We start from the raw sequence: 16,752 nt of genomic DNA on the forward strand, positions 1-16,752 counted from the left end.
AAATCATGACGGAGGCATATAACGTGAATAATATAGAAGGTATTAAAATTTTGATAGTCGATGATGAGCCGAATATTCTTCAATTCCTCGAACTTGGGCTCCGAAGTGAAGGATTTATCGTTGAATCGTCGACGGATAGTATGAGTGCTGTTCAATTGGCTGAGCGCTTCAATCCTCATGTCATTGTCCTTGATATTATGATGCCGGGAATCGATGGGTTTGAAGTATGCCGGCAGTTAAAAGAGAATAAGCACGAGGCCGCTATTATCATGCTTACGGCAAAGGATGAGGTGGATGACCGTGTGCGCGGACTGACAACGGGCGCAGATGATTATATGATCAAACCCTTCAGCTTCGAGGAGCTGCTTGCTAGAATTCAGGCCCGGCTCCGCAATCAATTCCCGTATCTTTTTGGAGAGATAACCGTCGGACCATTCCGAATAGATGACCGGAAGAAAGAAATTTCGTACCTGGGACAGGCACTTACTCTCTCACCCACGGAGTACGATCTTCTAAAACTATTAGTAACCAAACATGGTACCGTGTTAAGCAAGAGCAAAATTCTCAATATCGTCTGGGACTATGACTTTGGTGGCGAGGACAACATTGTTGAGGTGTATATCCGCTCACTCCGTGAAAAGCTGGGTGATAAGGAACATGTCCTTATCCGCACTCTTCGGGGAGCTGGATACCGGGTAGATCTTCCATGAAAGACATAAGGAGATTATTTCAAAAGCCAAGTTCGCTGAGAATTCAACTATTATCCAGGTCTCTGCTCGTTCTTGCTATTCTTCTCATTCTGATCGGATTCCTGCAATATGTGTTGATGCAAAATGTAATGTACCGTAGTCAGGCTGATGCAATGATTACTCAGCTCCGGTCTGTGCCAAGAGACGTCTGGAATAATTCGAGAAATATACTAGAGAAGCAGCATACGAGCCAGATAAGTAATGAAGATCAGGATAGAGCACCTGAAAATAAAGGAAGGCCTCTGTTCTTCCTGCCGGACACTTCCCTAGCTTTCGTAGATTCGGACGGCCATGTTAATGACCTGCAGATCACTTCAGGACGGCGTGCGCCTCAACTGGACATTGCTACCTATAATTCTATTATGGATGAGATAAAGGAACGAAAACCTGCAACGTACCGGGTAGCCAAGGATCCTAATGAGGGAGAGCAGTTACTTGTCTTTCTCCCTGCGGGCAATCCTTCAAATTCTGTGGGATTACTGCAAATGGGAAAAGACACAGCTCCCATTAAAGAGGTTATCCTGCGTCAGCTTTTAACCTTTACTATACTTGCCCTACTCGCCATGGCCGGAGGCCTTCTACTCTATCTACCCATTTTGCGCAAAACCTTAAATCCACTCAATAATATGGTAGAGACCGTAAAACGAACGGATGCGGGGAATCTTGCAGACCGCTTTCCAACAAATCAAGGGCAGGTGGAGATCGACCGACTGGCGGAGTCGTTCAATGGCATGCTGGAACGTTTAGATGCATCCTTTCGTGCAGAGCGCGAATCCAAGGAGCAAATGCGTCGCTTTATCGCAGATGCATCCCATGAACTTCGGACTCCACTAACTTCTATTCATGGCTTTCTAGAGGTGCTGCTCCGCGGAGCCGCCAATCATCCTGAGCAACTGGAAGCAGCTCTGCGCAGTATGCACGGAGAGTCTAAGCGAATGAAGAAACTGATCGAGGATCTGCTGCTTCTCGCCAAGCTCGACCGTGCTCCTGAGCTTAAGCAGCAAGATATCCAACTTGAACTGCTCGTAAGGGAATTGCAGCCTCATATGGAAATGCTCGCGGGTGAACGTCAGCTCATTGTTAATCTGAAGCCAGATTTGGTGTGCCTATGCGATCCGGACAAATTCAAGCAGGTAATCCTGAATCTGTTCCATAACGCAGTCCAGCACACCGATCCTGTGAAGGGAAGGATTGAGATTAGTTTAACCAACAACGCCCGCCAGGTCATTCTGGCCGTACATGATAATGGACCGGGCATACCTGCCGATCATCTGCCCCATCTGTTTGAACGTTTCTATCGCAGTGATCATTCTCGAAGTCGCAAATACGGAGGTTCGGGTCTTGGTTTAGCAATCACACAATCCATTGTGGAAGCCCATGGCGGTACGATTGACGTAGATAGCAAGCTTGGCGAAGGCTCTATGTTTCGCGTCTCCATTCCATTACATTAACCAGTGAAGGACTGTCCTTGTAAATACAACCACAGGCAACAAAAAAGCCGCCGGAAGAGTTATTATCGCTCAACCGCGGCTTTTTTTAGAAGTAATTATCGTTACTGCTCGACTGGAAACCATCCCGTCCGAATCATAATGTAGTGCCACAACCGATCAGGTATGACCAACCGCTCTTGGTCTTCCTTACTCAGCGTGGTCTTGATCTCAGACTCTCGTCCTTCAGCTACCTTGGATACCCAATCAGGCTCCATGATCAATTCACGACCAAGCGCGACAAGCACAGCGCCTGTCTCCAGCACCTCCACAGCCTCATCCGGTGTATGAACACCACCTACACCAATAACGGGTACTCTGTCCCGAACAGTGTCAACGATCCACTCGAGGCGGGACTTACTCTCATCCACTCCCACTCTTGGTTTCGATTTATAGTCCATCAGAGAAACATGTAAATAATCCAGTCCCTGATCTGCTAATGTATCCACCAGCTTCAAGGTGTCATCCATCGTAATGCCAGGTGTTGTCGTCTCTTCCGGAGAGAAACGGTATCCAATAATGAAAGGTGTCTTGGCGTGCTCTGCTATAACCCGCTTCACTTCGTTAACCACCGCTAAGGCAAAGGTCATTCGTTTATCTACACTTCCACCGAAACGATCTTCCCTGCGGTTAGAATGAGGCGAGAAGAACTGTTGGAATAAATATCCGTTCGCGCCGTGAAGTTCAACACCATCGTAACCGGCTTCAATCGCTCTTCGGGTTGTTTCCCCAAAGTCTCGGATAATGCCCTCGATTTCAGATTCCGTAAGACTACGTGGTAGCACATCTGGCTGCTCTACTGAAGCTACGGCACTCGCACTTAGCACATCACCGCCCGGTACTAGCTCTGGCGGACAGGAACGTCCACCGTGGAAGATTTGTAGAACAGCTTTCGCGCCCTGACCTTGAATAGCTTCTGCTAGACGGCGCAGGCTCGGAATCATGTCATCTGAATTTCCTGCGAACTCCCCTGGGAATCCCTTCCCATTCTCCGTAACATATGTGCATGCAGTAACGACCATACCTGCTCCGTCCGATCTGCGAATGTAGTAGTTAATTTCCTCATCAGATACCGTTCCATCTTCATTCGAGGAGTAATTCGTCATCGGTGCCATAACAATTCGGTTCTTGAGCTCGATGCCGTTCTTCAGTTTCAATACTTCGAAAAGCTGACTATATTGTTCTTTCATTACCTGATCCTCTCCTCTTTATAATTTCCACTTCTGTTACATGATTCTATAAAACAACTTACAAATATTCAATCACGAAAAACGTTAACTCGTTCTTAGAGGTGACGTTTTTCCTTTGTCATCGACAATTTGGTACAATTACAGTCAAATACACTTGTTAATGCCTGAAGAAGGGGATTTTCGATATGTTCAAAATATTTATCGTTGAGGATGACGTTCACCTGGTCAGCCTACTCAAAGAGCATCTTCATAAATTCGGTTACATCACACAGTCTGTAAACGACTTCGAGACTATACGCAGTCAATTCGAAGCCTATGATCCCCAGCTTGTTCTTCTTGACGTCAATCTTCCTAAGTATGATGGCTATTATTGGTGCCGCCAATTCCGTAGCATCTCCACCTGCCCCATCATCTTTATCTCTGCCCGTGATGGCAAGATGGATCAGGTAATGGCGCTTGAGAATGGTGCCGATGATTATATAACCAAGCCTTTTGACTACGAAATTGCGATGGCCAAAATCAAAAGTCAGCTTCGGAGAGCCTACGGCTCATATGCTGCTACCAATAATGATCGAACACTGACCATTGACGGTCTGACACTGGATGTTGAACGACTCTCTATAACCCTCGGCAATGCCCAGACTGACCTTAGCCACACCGAAGCTAAAATACTGGACGAGCTCATGCAGCGATCTGGACAAGTTGTAAGCCGGGACCGTTTACTCGAGAAGATATGGGATGATCAAGCCTTTGTCGATGACAACACCCTTAACGTTTACGTCACCCGTGTACGTAAGAAGCTCGCTCTGCTTGGTATTGAAGATGGTGTTCAGACAATCAGAGGACGAGGGTATCGCCTTAGTCCGAATTGGAGTGTGTAGATATGAAGTTATTTTTGCGTGAACAGCGTCCTTTGATCTTTGTATACATTACTCAACTTCTTATCATCACTCTTATTTATTGGCTGGACGGATTCCGAAATATGGAGGTCAGCATCTATGCCTGCTTGATCAGTGGCTGTCTGCTCATCGGCTATCTTGTCTTCCGCTACATCGCTAACCGCTCTTTCTACACCCGATTGGAACATCCTCATGCCTCCCCTGAGCCTTTTCAGGGAGAATTCTCGGGTGATCCTTCCCAGACCCCACTCGCCGAAGCACTGCAGCAGGTGCTTCGGAGCCAATTCCGTCATTACACCACCGATCTGCACAACTATAAACATAAAATTGAGTCTCATATCCAGTTTATCAATCAATGGGCTCATCAGATGAAGACTCCGATATCCGTCATTCATCTGATCCTGCAGAAGAAGGATGACCCGGATTCAACAGCGATCGGGGACGAGTTAGATCGGCTTAAGAAAGGGCTCGACCTCGTGCTTCATACTGCTCGTCTAGATACTTTCGAGCGAGATTTCTATGTAGAAACAATACCTCTGGAGCAGATTGTAAGGTCAGCCGCATCAGAGCAGAAACGATTGTTTATCCGCAGCCGAATCTTCCCTTCCATAGATATCGAAGCAGACCTATCTGTGACTTCCGATGAAAAATGGTTGTCCTTTGTCCTGTCCCAGCTGATTACGAATGCCGTTCGTTACACCGCATCTGAACGGGGAAAAATCTATTTTAAAGGCTATCGCCAGGGTACAGATGTTGTATTAGAAATTAGAGATGAAGGAATCGGCATTCCTGTAAGCGACCTGCCACGTGTGTTTGACCCATACTTCACTGGAGAGAATGGGAGAAAGTACCAGGAATCGACCGGTATGGGATTATATCTGGTGAAGCAGATATGCAGCAAGCTTGGCCATGATCTGTCTATAGAATCCACGGTTGGCGAGGGAACTACGGTCCGTATTCAGTTTCACAATGCTTGAACCTTACAGAGTTGTAAGGTAACTGTAAGTTATCACCATGGCGATAGCTTCATGCACTGTCTACAATAAAGATACAAGGCAAGGAGTGTGACAAGGATGGCCATCCTAAGTGTCCAGCATCTAACCAAAATTTACGAAGGCCGGGTGGCGCATCAAGCGCTGAATAATATTCACTTTTCCGCCGAGCGGGGTGAGTTCGTGGGCATCATGGGGCCATCCGGTAGTGGAAAAACAACACTTCTCAACCTAATCGCAACCATCGATCAACCGACAGCTGGTGAAGTAAACATCAATGGACGAAACCCGCATCTTTTGGATCGTAAGGAAGCTGCGCTGTTCCGCCGGCGTGAGCTGGGGTTTGTGTTTCAGCATTTCAATCTGCTCGATACGCTGACGGTAGCTGAGAACATTGTTCTCCCTTTAACCTTAGATGGTGAGCCCTTGCGTGAAATGGACAGAAAGCTGAGCGAGATTACAGAAAAGCTCGGAATCCAGTCCATTTTAAACAAACGTACCTATGAAATTTCAGGGGGCCAAATGCAGCGAACTGCTATCGCACGGGCACTGATTCAGCAGCCTTCCCTTATTCTTGCAGATGAGCCGACAGGTAATCTAGATTCCAAAGCTTCCAAGGATGTAATGCAGGCCCTGTCTGGCATGAGCAAAGAGGCTTCGGCCACTGTACTTATGGTGACACATGATCCCGTAGCTGCTAGCTACTGTGATCGCGTCTTGTTCATTAAGGACGGCCAGTTATATAATGAGATCTATTGCGGAGATAACCGTCAGGCTTTCTTCCAGAAGATCATCGACATGCTTGCACTTCTTGGAGGAGGAAACCATGACCTTTCGGCAATTCGTTTTTAGGAATGTTGTCAGAAACAAGCGTACATATGCCGCCTATTTTCTGAGCAGCTCCTTTTCGGTCATGATTTTCTTTGTGTGCGCCTTGTTCATCTTTAATCCGGAGATTCGTGATGAGATGTTCTATCCTGTGGTGCTGCAAGCTATGGTTGGGGCTGAGCTGATCATGTACGTATTCTCATTTTTTTTCGTGCTGTATTCAGTAAGCTCATTTCTCAAAACACGAAAACGTGAGTTTGGTGTTCTATTCATGCACGGGATGACGCAGCGTCAGTTCAATATCATGGTCTTTCTAGAAAATATGATTATCGGGATCGGGTCCATCTTAACCGGAATCATATCCGGGATCATTACAGGCAAGCTGTTTCTCATGGCAGGCTCCGTCTTTCTAAGTGTCCCGCCGCTACCTTTTCACCTATCGCTGCAAGCCATAGGGTTAACGGTAGGAGGATACATGCTGCTGTTCGTTATGATTTCTCTCTTTACATCTCTCATACTTCGGCCAGATACACTCATTGAACTATTTCAGTCTGGACTTAAGCCGAAGCCTGAGGCACAAGTATCACCACTTTTGTCATGGGTTGCTGCAGCACTCTTATTGATCAGTTATACTTTGGCAGCAACCACGACTGCAGCTTCATTAATGTATCGCATGTTTCCCGTGACCTTAATGACCATAATTGGAACCTACTTATTATATACACAGCTAAGTATTTTCCTGATCCGATTGCTTAAGCACAGCAGGCGTTTCACTTGGAACCGAACTCGGTTAATTTCCCTTTCGAGCCTGGACTTTCGCTTAAAGGATAATGCTCAGATGTTATTTATGGTAACGACCGTGTTAGCTGTGTCTTTCTGTTCTGTTGGCGTGTTCGCTTCCATTCCTGTGCTGACAAAACAATTTAATGAAGACTATCCTGCTGCTATTGGCTATATGGCTAAAGCAGGTGATTTGATGGAACAACAGCATCTGCAAGAAATTCGGCATGACCTAACAGAAAGACACATATCGTTCGAGTCGCTGTCACTGCCCGTTAAATATGTCGGCGTCGAATCATCAACGATGAAGGATCCACCAGAGCAGTTGCCGTTGATGTCATTCTCTGACTACCGTAGAGCCGCTGTCATGGCTGGATTCCCCTTTGACGAAGAACCCTTAAGTGGAAACGATGCTCTTGTACTTGTCAATTCGCAAAATAACCGAACTCATATCCGGGAGCGTGCACAAGCAACCTACATGCTCCAGGACTCGGAAACTGAGATTAATGAGATTGGCTATACTCGCTATGTCGCGATTCCTGAATACTTGCTGCCTGAGCTGGATGAGGATTCTCTATTCGGTGGACTTGTTGTTAGCGACTTACGGTTCAGTCAAATCTCCTCGCCCTTGAGAACGGATCATTATACAGGCTTCTATGTAGAAGATTTCCAACAAACGGAAGGTATTGCCTCTCACATCTCTACAAGAGGAGCCGTTCGTTATGAAATGGATAAGCCGTATGCCCTTACGGTTAGCGGAACGCTATTTGCCTTAAAGAGCAGCTTATATAGTATGATGTTATTTGCTGCCTTACTAGTGGGGACTGTATTTTTCATAGCCGCAGGAAGCTTTCTATATTTCCGCTTATATGCAGATTTGGATTATGACTTCCGATTCTATGCCACGGTGTCCAGAATGGGACTGACAGACCGAGAGTTCAGCCGAATTGTCACAGGGCAGCTAGCCCTCCTGTTCTTCGTACCGATTGGCACAGCGATTCTTCATAGTATCTTCGCTTTTATAGCTCTTCAAAGCTACTTCTTCTTATCGATTGCAGCAGAAATGGGCATTGTGCTTGTTGGCTTTCTTATTGCACAGGTCCTATATTTCCTCTTCATTCGAAGTCAGTACTTGCGCAAGCTGAAAAAGGCACTGATTTAAAAACAATTCATATGGATCATGAATGGATAGGTTAAACATTTGAAAGAGGTGTACTTACTTGGAAAACTGGATTACACATTTTATGGAGCAGTTCGGTTACTTCGGTATCCTCCTGATGATCGCACTGGAGAACGTATTTCCGCCGATTCCATCTGAGGTAATATTGACCTTTGGTGGGTTCATGACCACTTACACGGATCTTACGGTTCCCGGTGTCATTCTATCAGCTACTATTGGTTCCGTAATTGGAGCTGTTATACTGTACGGTATCGGATTACTGCTTGATGTAGAAAGACTTGAGAAGATCATCGACCGCTGGGGACATATTTTAAGAGTAAAAAAAGAGGATATTCACAAAGCGGATTCGTGGTTTGACAAGTATGGCTATTGGACAGTGTTCTTCTGCCGTATGATTCCCTTGATCCGAAGTCTAATCTCCATTCCAGCAGGGATGTCCAATATGAAATTTGGTATGTTTCTATTGTTCACAACGCTCGGGACGCTCATCTGGAACGTACTGCTCGTCACGCTGGGGGCTATTCTCGGGGAGTCTTGGGGAGACATACTGGCCTTCATGGATGTATACTCTAATATAGCTTATGCCGTTATTGCCATAGCAGCTGTTGTATTCGTTGTTCTCTTTATCCGCAAACGAAGAAAATCTGCTTAAGTTTAGGATGTGCACTATTATTTGAAATAAGGGAGAGGTTCGTGTTTATGGATTTTATTTTGTTTATTAAAGCCATTATTCTCGGTATGGTGGAGGGCTTGACCGAATTCGCTCCTGTATCCTCTACAGGCCATATGATTATCGTTGACGATATGTGGCTGCAATCTGAAGAGTTCCTAACTAAATATGTTGCCAATACTTTTAAAGTCGTCATTCAGCTTGGTTCCATTCTCGCCGTACTCGTCGTGTTTAAAGACCGTTTCCTCGATCTTCTGAACATCAAACGCAAAAAGCCGGATCAAGGTGCTCCTGCCGGAACCGGTCGTTTGAAACTGACTCAAGTTATCGTTGGATTAATTCCAGCAGGTATCCTTGGTGTATTGTTCGAGGATTATATCGATGATCATCTATTCTCAATTGAGACGGTATTAATCGGCCTTGTAGTCGGTGCGATCTTCATGATCATTGCGGACAAGTTCAGCAAAAAAGAGCCGAGTATCGTAACGGTTGACCAGATTACTTACAAGAAAGCTTTCAGTGTGGGTCTTATCCAGTGCTTGTCCCTATGGCCAGGCTTCTCACGCTCGGGATCAACGATCTCCGGTGGTGTTATGCTCGGGATGAGCCACCGCGCCGCAGCGGACTTTACGTTCATCATGGCCGTACCTATTATGTTCGGTGCAAGTCTATTGTCACTTGTAAAAAACTTAGAATACTTCTCAGTAAGCGCACTGCCGTTCTTTATCGCTGGATTTATTAGTGCATTCGTATTCGCTCTTGTTTCCATCCGCTTCTTCCTGAAGCTGATTAACAAGGTCAAGCTCGTGCCGTTTGCGATCTATCGTATTGTGCTAGCGGCTGTGATTTATCTCGTTTGGTTTTAATGTTTGGTATTAAGCTAAAAAAGGACGTCTCCTATGGTCAGGTCATTGGCCGAGGAGGCGTCCTTTTCACTTTTATTGGTCCCTCCGCTGGAACTTTAAATATTCTCCATCCCCACGCTTCACGATCAGAATTGTGCTATCCTCATTCGAGGAATAGATCTCTTCACCAATCTCTAAGATGTTAGATGAGAAACTTTCTTTCGGGAATACATCGGGATCTACTTTCTTTTGTACCTCTCCTAGTTTTTCTCCGCCTGTGAAGTCCTTGTTATCTACGTCGCCACTCAACAGATATTCCTGGTCGTCTATGGTTAAGATACCTGCGTAGCAAGCTTCTGAACTGGATTTAGCACATCCCGTGAGTAAAGTGACTCCGAGCAGATTGGTTAGCGCAAGCAAGATCAATTTTCGTATCATGGGTATCCCCCCCTTTCATATAAAACGCAGCCAGCAAGTTCAAAGTTGCCTACATGATGCAATAATTACAGTCGCTTTACCTTTCACAAACTAGAAAGAAGAGCATTCATAAAGCTAACTGCTTCACGAATGCTCTTCTTAATAAGGTATCTAATTATACTTATGGAGGCCCTCTGTTAGTCTTGCAACGTCTTTAATTGGACCGGTTTACCCGTACGAGCAGACTCATAAGCAGCAAGCCCTACCCGAGCAGACAGATAACCGTCTTCACCTGATATTTGAACAGGCTTACCTTGAATAATACTATCCACGAAACTGTTCACGAGTCCGATATCCATATCGTCTCCCCAATAACTCCAGTTCGCCTTCATCGCAGCATCACTGTACACATCGTTCTTCTGAGCAAAAGCATCGATGGTGAGACTGCCTTGGGTTCCAATAATCTCTAGAGTCACGTCTCCCCAGGTCGGAAAACTACGGGAACGGGACCAACTCGGATCGAGTACGGCAAATACACCATTAGCGAATTTTACATGCACCATACCTGCATCATCAATATCCGTATCGTGGAACAGCGTATCAGCATGAGCATAAACTTCCTCTACTACACTCCCTGTAAACCAATGCATCAAGTCCATAACATGAACGGTGTGATCAAGAACAGCACCTCCACCGGAGTGTTCTTTCTCAAGGAACCATCCACCAGGCATCGTGCCGCGGTTCGTCCCCTTCATCGCTACAATCTCTCCGACTAGGCCGACATCAACCGCCTGCTTCGCTTGGCGAACAGATGTCAGATAGCGACAGGGAAATGCCGTCATTAACTGAACGCCCTGATCCTTACATACCTGAATCATCTGAAGCATTTCTTCTTCCGATAAGCCAAGCGGCTTCTCGCAGAGAATATGCTTGCCAGCTTCAGCTGCTTTAAGCGTAAGCTCCGCATGACGGGCATTCTCTGAACAGATCACAACGGCATCCACATCCTGTGCAAGCAGCTCGTTATAGTCCTCATAATATGCGATTCCACGGGGATTCGTAAATGGAGCAACACGTTCAGCATTCTCATCCGCAATGCCAATGACTTCAACGTCATTTCTCTGAAGCATGGCATTCAGATAACTTACAGCATGCATATGAGCAAAGCTTATAAAGCCTACTTTCATTTTGTACATGACGTTACCCCTCCCATACGAACAGGTTGTCCTGTACTAGCTGACTTTTCGCAAGCCAAGGCGATCTCAACAGCTCGGCAAGCATCGGCTGCGCTGACAATCGGCTCACTGCCTTCCCGAATACACTGAATAAAGTGCTGTACCTCATCGTAATAAGGATCGTGAAGCGTAGGGCTGGATGGTACCTGAACAGCTGAATTCTGTCCACCTTTTCTAGAAGCTCTTCGTACATCAACAGCCTGAATCTGATTACTATCAAAACGGATGATACCCTCTTTGCCTGAGATTTCAAATTGAGTCGTAAATGGTCCTGAATAACCCCAATAGCCTGTCAGATTGGCAATAGCTCCGCTTACAAACTTCATCGTTACCTGAGCATATTCCATTTCCGTTTTGGATGATTTCGTAATCGATGCATACACAGATTCTAAATCACCAAACAACCAACTCGCATAATCGATATCATGAATCATCAAATCCATAATGACACCACCACTCTTGGTGTGATCATGGTACCACTGATCTACCCCTTGCGGAAAAGAACCACAACGCTTGAAGTGTGCCATTTTGGCCTCACCGATGCTACCGGACTTCACCTGATCATAGGCATTTCGATAATTCGGGAAAAAGCGAACCACATGGCCGATAAACAACCGTACGCCCTGCTTGCTACATACCGCTTCCATTTCCTTGGCATCTTCGAGCGACAGCGCAGCAGGTTTTTCACAGATGACATGCAGTCCACGCTCAGCAAGCTTAAGAACAAAAGTTTTATGCAAAAATGAGGGTACGCATACAACAACCGTTTCGGGTTTCTCTTTCTCAAGCATCTCTTCCCAGTCCGTGTAAGCTTTAGCCCCGCTCGCAGACGCCGCTCGATTGGCACGATCTTGTATCAAGTCTGCAACTCCGGACACCTGCACTCCTGGCATTTTACCTAGATTGTGAGCATGAGTCGTACCCATGGTTCCGCAGCCGATAATAGCAACATTCATGCAAACCTCTCCTTCTCTTCTTAATTTGCTTGATCCGTCATAGCCCACTTCACAGCTCCGATGATACCAGCCCGGTTTCCTAGTTCCGCCTTGGCAAGACGTACAGGCAGCACACACATCTCTTGAAGCTTGTCATTTAGTTCCTTACTCCATGAAAGATAACCGTCAGATACCCCACCGCCCAGGATAATTGCTTCTGGATCAAATGCTTGCTGAACAGAGATAAGTCCCCTTGCCAGATCGGACAAATATACGTCCATCGCTGCAGTAGCTTCCTGATTACCTTCTTCATAAGCTTGTACGAGGTATCTGCTGCTCCACTCGGGATTCACAGACTTCGCGATCCGGCTAAGCGCTGTACCTGAGCACTTGGTCTCCCAGCAGCCCTGTTGACCGCAAGTACATGCAGCTCCATCTTTATCCACGATGAGGTGACCAATCTCTGCAAATCCACCGCGCAGACCTGGCAGTACCTTTCCTTCGTAAACGAAAGCTCCACCAATCCCGGTGCCTAGCGCAACGAGCATAAAGGAATGGACCCCTTTACCTGAACCAAGCCATGCCTCACCCCAAGCCGCCGCGTTCACATCATTCTCAACGGAAACACGGTAGGGAAAGCGACTCTCAATTTCTTTCTTAATTTCTGTACCCGTCCAGCCTGGCATGTTATCCGTTGCGTAAATAATGCTTCCCGTCGTACGGTCTACTCGGCCAGCAGTACCGATACCAATTCCGATAATTTCAGCGCCTTCAGCTTGTTGTTCAAGTGCACGTATTACATTTGTAGCCGCTTCCAAAATACGTTCACTACCTTCCAGAGCTGGAGTTCTCACTTCTATCGGCTCTGTCATGTTACCATCCGTATCCACCAATGCTCCTTTGATTCCTGTTCCACCAATGTCGATTCCAATCCAACGTTTCATTCTGCAACCTCGCTTTTCTTAAGTAGAATAATGCTGCTTCATTGCACCGCGATTATGAACAAGTAATGAGTAGCGCTTTCATTACCAACATTATACCTTATTTATTCGCTAACAGAAGATCCATCTATGAATTACTAAACCTCTTTTATTAGATAACAAAAAAACTGTCTTATGCAGGTTCTTCTGCTTATAAGACAGTCTTTATCTCGATTAGCGGTCGCTTCTCCACGGTGCACCTCCGCTCTGCTCACGGTTTCGCTCATTATACGCCCGAAGCAGTGTATATCGATGAGGTCGCACACCATGTGACTCCCGCTGGCTAAGATCCAGCAGATCATAGCCAATCCCAAGCTCCGCAGGTGATACCGGACCACCAAGTTGAAGCATCAGGCTCCGAAGGGTCTCTTCGCTCGGAATTAATGCAATCTCTTCAGCAATGATATCCCAGTTCACGTAAATGGATGCTGCACCGCCTTTATCTCCAGACCCGAAAGCAGCCTCATAACTCCACTTATCCGGCCCTTCCCTACGAATACGATGATATAACTTAGATATCTCAATGCAGGCAACGCCCACCTTGGCTCCATGCAGAAGCTGTTTCTTACCCAGACGAATGTATTCCATCTCCCAGAAATGCGACATGTGATGTTCTGAACCAGAGGCAGGGTGTGATTGACCGAATAGCAGCATCGCAAGACCTGATTCAAGTAGAGACTCCATCAGAACCGTAATTCCTACTTCACTTCGTTCTGCAATGTGGTCTACGTGATCCACACATTTCTTAAGCGCAGATCTTGTTAATTCAGCAGACAACTCCATGTACGGCTCTCCAGACACCATCGAACCAAACCGCCAATCGAACAAGGATGTGTATTTACCGAGCATATCGCCAAACCCCGCTGCGATGAGAGAAGCGGGAGCCTTAATTAATACTTCTGTATCAGCAAAAACCGCTGATGGGCCAATTGCTGGAATGGTTATTTTCTTCCCACGAACGATAATCGGTGCCCCTTTCGAAGTAAAACCATCTACCGAAGGAGCAGTTGGGACTGCTACAAAGGAGATGCCAACTGTAAATGCTGCATACCGCGATATATCATGAATTGTGCCTCCACCTACAGCCAATATTACATCAGCGTTGGACTTCTGAATATCCAGAATGACATGAAGGAGTGAAGCCTCATCCGCGAACACATCCCCTTTCGTGTCTGGAGAGAGCATCGTTCTATGAACCTCAATTTCCGCTTGCCGCAGCAACGACTCTAAGTTTCGACCAGCGCAGCGATAGGTGTTAGCATCAACCACAATAACAGCACGCTGGAATCCTTTTTGCCTCAAATATGCTGGAATTTCCTTCATTATGCCTGAACCAATCTGAATCAAATCTATATGATCCAAGCCTCTATGCTCACCATTTAAACTTGCTACCCGTTGCCGAACTGAACTCAGTATATCCTTCATGTATACATCCCTTCTCTGCTAAGACCCTTTTTATATCATTGTACATTCCGAACATTCGGACAATGTTAGTCCAAGTCATAGATTATGTAAATATAAAAAAGGCCCATGCAACCCCACCAGGGAAGACATGAACCTACTTCATTCGTAACGCTTAATCCATATAGCTTACAAAGCCTTTTTTCGTGAGGTAATCCATCTCCGCATCCAAGATGTTCTCTACCGTAAGCTCGTCCAGCTTAACATCCTTGCGGCTCATGACATAATCCACAAGATCATCGCTGTCGATGTCGATATCGCCTTTGGCACCTTTATGTGCATTTTCTATAAATGCCTGTTCATGCTTAATCACAAGGCGAATGTTCTGTGGAGTCGCTTTTGTCTGTCCTACGATATAGTCGACAAGCTCCTGCTCGTTTAATGTTTTGTCCATCGATTTCAACTCCTAGTCCATATGTTATCGTCATTGTATCACAGAAAGAGCGGCACTGATAAATGTCATTGCATCTATACATGTTAAATGGTAACACTTATAACATCCTCAGTACTAAGGCTTATCATGCCTAATTTCGATACAAACACAGACAATTGCATTAAATTAGCAGACTCCTTCTACATAAGCTAAATAGAGGAATCCGTATGCCCTATCACGAACTGATTAGTGCAAGTTATCTGAATACAATGATGGAGGTAACCATGGAGAACACTGGACTCGGGGGAAAAAGCATCATTCTCAGGCTTGAAATGAACACGCAGGAAATTAAATTCGGACAGGTCGCTTCGACGATCTTTGATGCGGGTGGCGATATGGTCGCCATTGATGTCATATCAGCAAGCGGACATACCACTGTACGAGATATCACGATCACGGTAACCGATAGCGTTGATATCGGTAAGATCACTACTGCTGTCAAGAACTTGCAAGGTGTTCGTCTAGTCAATATTTCAGACCGTACCTTCCTTATGCACTTGGGAGGCAAAATCGAAACTCAACCCAAGATAAAGATTCAAAATCGTGACGATCTGTCGCGTGTATATACACCTGATGTAGCCCGGGTATGTACGGCTATTCATGAGGATCCAAAGAAAGCCTACACTTTAACCATCAAAAGAAATACGGTAGCCGTTATCTCCGATGGAAGCGCGGTATTAGGTCTTGGTAATATAGGCCCCTATGCCGCCATGCCTGTTATGGAGGGAAAAGCGATGCTATTCAAGCAGCTCGCCGGTGTCGATTCATTTCCCATCTGTCTAGACACACAGGATACCGAAGAGATTATCTCCTGCATCAAAGCAATCGCACCCGCCTTTGGTGGGATTAACCTGGAGGATATCGCGTCTCCACGCTGCTTCGAAATTGAAGATCGGCTTCGTAATGAGCTTGATATTCCCGTCTTTCATGACGACCAGCATGGAACTGCTGTTGTCCTTTATGCAGCACTGATCAATGCATTAAAAGTCGCTGGCAAGTCCATTGACCAAGTGAAGATTATCGTGTGTGGTATTGGGGCAGCAGGTGTTGCTTGCAGCAAAATACTGCTGTCAGCCGGAGTCAAAGAGCTTATCGGTGTGGATCGAGAAGGTGCTCTAGTATCCGGAAACACCTACAACAATAGCATGTGGCAATGGTATGCTGAGAACACCAATCCGAACCGCATTAAAGGTTCCTTACAGGAAGTCATTAAAGGAGCCGATGTCTTCATTGGCCTTTCAGCCGGTGGTCTGCTAAAACGCGAGGATGTGCAGTCTATGGCGGATAATCCGATTGTCTTTGCTATGGCCAACCCAACACCTGAGATACGTCCAGAAGAAGTAGAGGATATTGTGTCCGTTATTGCTACGGGTCGCTCTGATTACCCGAACCAAATTAACAATGTACTCTGCTTCCCGGGTATTTTTCGTGCAGCGTTAGATTGCAGAGCTACGACAATTAACGAAGAAATGAAGCTTGCAGCTGCAGAGGCTATCGCTTCTGCGGTCTCGGATGAAGAGCGCAATTCTTCGTATATCATACCAAGTGTATTTAACCAGAACGTTGTAAAAGCGATCCGTGAGCTCGTTGTTAAAGCAGCGATCAGCTCCGGTGTCGCTCGTCGACTTCCGCGAGAATAAAACAGAGCTGATTCAATAGATCGGATGCCTT

General features: G+C 46.0%; 16 protein-coding genes. 9 read left to right on the forward strand and 7 right to left on the reverse strand.

Going from position 1 to position 16,752, the window contains the following annotated elements:
- Window positions 1-5: 5 nt before the first annotated feature.
- Both AC3WJJ_RS15935 and AC3WJJ_RS15940 read left to right on the forward strand, forming a co-directional pair.
- Window positions 6-710: a response regulator transcription factor gene (locus tag AC3WJJ_RS15935; RefSeq protein ID WP_492542184.1), complete on the forward strand. Its 705-nt coding sequence runs from the start codon at window positions 6-8 to the stop codon at window positions 708-710.
- Complete coding sequence (locus AC3WJJ_RS15940) at window positions 707-2,200, forward strand: sensor histidine kinase (RefSeq protein ID WP_492542186.1); 1,494 nt, start codon at window positions 707-709, stop codon at window positions 2,198-2,200. The genes AC3WJJ_RS15935 and AC3WJJ_RS15940 overlap by 4 nt, the downstream gene beginning before the upstream one ends.
- A gap of 101 nt (window positions 2,201-2,301) precedes the next feature.
- On the opposite strand, the gene AC3WJJ_RS15945 is transcribed toward AC3WJJ_RS15940, so the two are convergent.
- Window positions 2,302-3,426, reverse strand: a complete 1,125-nt coding sequence (locus AC3WJJ_RS15945) for an NADH-dependent flavin oxidoreductase (protein WP_492542188.1) — start codon at window positions 3,424-3,426, stop codon at window positions 2,302-2,304.
- 185 nt (window positions 3,427-3,611) lie between these two features.
- Between AC3WJJ_RS15945 and AC3WJJ_RS15950 the strand changes: the two genes are divergently transcribed.
- The 6 genes from AC3WJJ_RS15950 (at window position 3,612) to AC3WJJ_RS15975 (ending at window position 9,641) form a co-directional block, all read left to right on the forward strand.
- Window positions 3,612-4,307: a response regulator transcription factor gene (locus AC3WJJ_RS15950; RefSeq protein ID WP_422659689.1), complete on the forward strand. Its 696-nt coding sequence runs from the start codon at window positions 3,612-3,614 to the stop codon at window positions 4,305-4,307.
- 2 nt (window positions 4,308-4,309) lie between these two features.
- Complete coding sequence (locus AC3WJJ_RS15955) at window positions 4,310-5,302, forward strand: HAMP domain-containing histidine kinase (RefSeq protein WP_492542190.1); 993 nt, start codon at window positions 4,310-4,312, stop codon at window positions 5,300-5,302.
- 96 nt (window positions 5,303-5,398) lie between these two features.
- Window positions 5,399-6,169, forward strand: coding sequence for an ABC transporter ATP-binding protein (locus AC3WJJ_RS15960; RefSeq protein ID WP_422659687.1), 771 nt, complete (start codon window positions 5,399-5,401; stop codon window positions 6,167-6,169).
- A complete protein-coding gene (locus tag AC3WJJ_RS15965; RefSeq protein ID WP_492542191.1) occupies window positions 6,144-8,087 on the forward strand; it encodes an FtsX-like permease family protein in 1,944 nt (647 codons plus the stop codon). Before AC3WJJ_RS15960 ends, AC3WJJ_RS15965 begins: the two co-directional genes overlap by 26 nt.
- 58 nt (window positions 8,088-8,145) lie before the next feature.
- Window positions 8,146-8,757: a DedA family protein gene (locus AC3WJJ_RS15970; RefSeq protein ID WP_492542193.1), complete on the forward strand. Its 612-nt coding sequence runs from the start codon at window positions 8,146-8,148 to the stop codon at window positions 8,755-8,757.
- 47 nt (window positions 8,758-8,804) lie between these two features.
- Window positions 8,805-9,641: an undecaprenyl-diphosphate phosphatase gene (locus AC3WJJ_RS15975; protein ID WP_492542195.1), complete on the forward strand. Its 837-nt coding sequence runs from the start codon at window positions 8,805-8,807 to the stop codon at window positions 9,639-9,641.
- 72 nt (window positions 9,642-9,713) lie between these two features.
- Here the strand turns inward: AC3WJJ_RS15975 and AC3WJJ_RS15980 are convergent, their stop codons facing one another.
- The 6 genes from AC3WJJ_RS15980 to AC3WJJ_RS16005 form a co-directional block, all read right to left on the reverse strand.
- On the reverse strand, window positions 9,714-10,058 hold the full coding sequence (locus AC3WJJ_RS15980) for a hypothetical protein (protein WP_492542197.1): 345 nt from the start codon (window positions 10,056-10,058) through the stop codon (window positions 9,714-9,716).
- Window positions 10,059-10,234: 176 nt separating this feature from the next.
- Window positions 10,235-11,233 (reverse strand): Gfo/Idh/MocA family protein, encoded by a 999-nt coding sequence (locus tag AC3WJJ_RS15985; protein ID WP_492542199.1) that lies wholly within the window; start codon window positions 11,231-11,233, stop codon window positions 10,235-10,237.
- On the reverse strand, window positions 11,221-12,228 hold the full coding sequence (locus AC3WJJ_RS15990) for a Gfo/Idh/MocA family protein (RefSeq protein ID WP_492542201.1): 1,008 nt from the start codon (window positions 12,226-12,228) through the stop codon (window positions 11,221-11,223). Before AC3WJJ_RS15990 ends, AC3WJJ_RS15985 begins: the two co-directional genes overlap by 13 nt.
- Before the next feature lie 20 nt (window positions 12,229-12,248).
- Window positions 12,249-13,151 (reverse strand): ROK family protein, encoded by a 903-nt coding sequence (locus AC3WJJ_RS15995; protein WP_492542203.1) that lies wholly within the window; start codon window positions 13,149-13,151, stop codon window positions 12,249-12,251.
- 210 nt (window positions 13,152-13,361) lie between these two features.
- The gene (locus AC3WJJ_RS16000; protein WP_492542205.1) at window positions 13,362-14,612 is read right to left on the reverse strand and encodes a sn-glycerol-1-phosphate dehydrogenase; all 1,251 of its coding nucleotides are present in this window, start codon (window positions 14,610-14,612) and stop codon (window positions 13,362-13,364) included.
- Between the two features lie 151 nt (window positions 14,613-14,763).
- The gene (locus tag AC3WJJ_RS16005) at window positions 14,764-15,042 is read right to left on the reverse strand and encodes a hypothetical protein (RefSeq protein WP_492542207.1); all 279 of its coding nucleotides are present in this window, start codon (window positions 15,040-15,042) and stop codon (window positions 14,764-14,766) included.
- 263 nt (window positions 15,043-15,305) lie between these two features.
- On the opposite strand from AC3WJJ_RS16005, the gene AC3WJJ_RS16010 reads away from it, so the two are divergent.
- Complete coding sequence (locus AC3WJJ_RS16010) at window positions 15,306-16,721, forward strand: NAD-dependent malic enzyme (RefSeq protein ID WP_492543050.1); 1,416 nt, start codon at window positions 15,306-15,308, stop codon at window positions 16,719-16,721.
- Window positions 16,722-16,752: the final 31 nt, after the last annotated feature.

The organism is Paenibacillus sp. FW507-14B1B, from assembly GCF_058781425.1.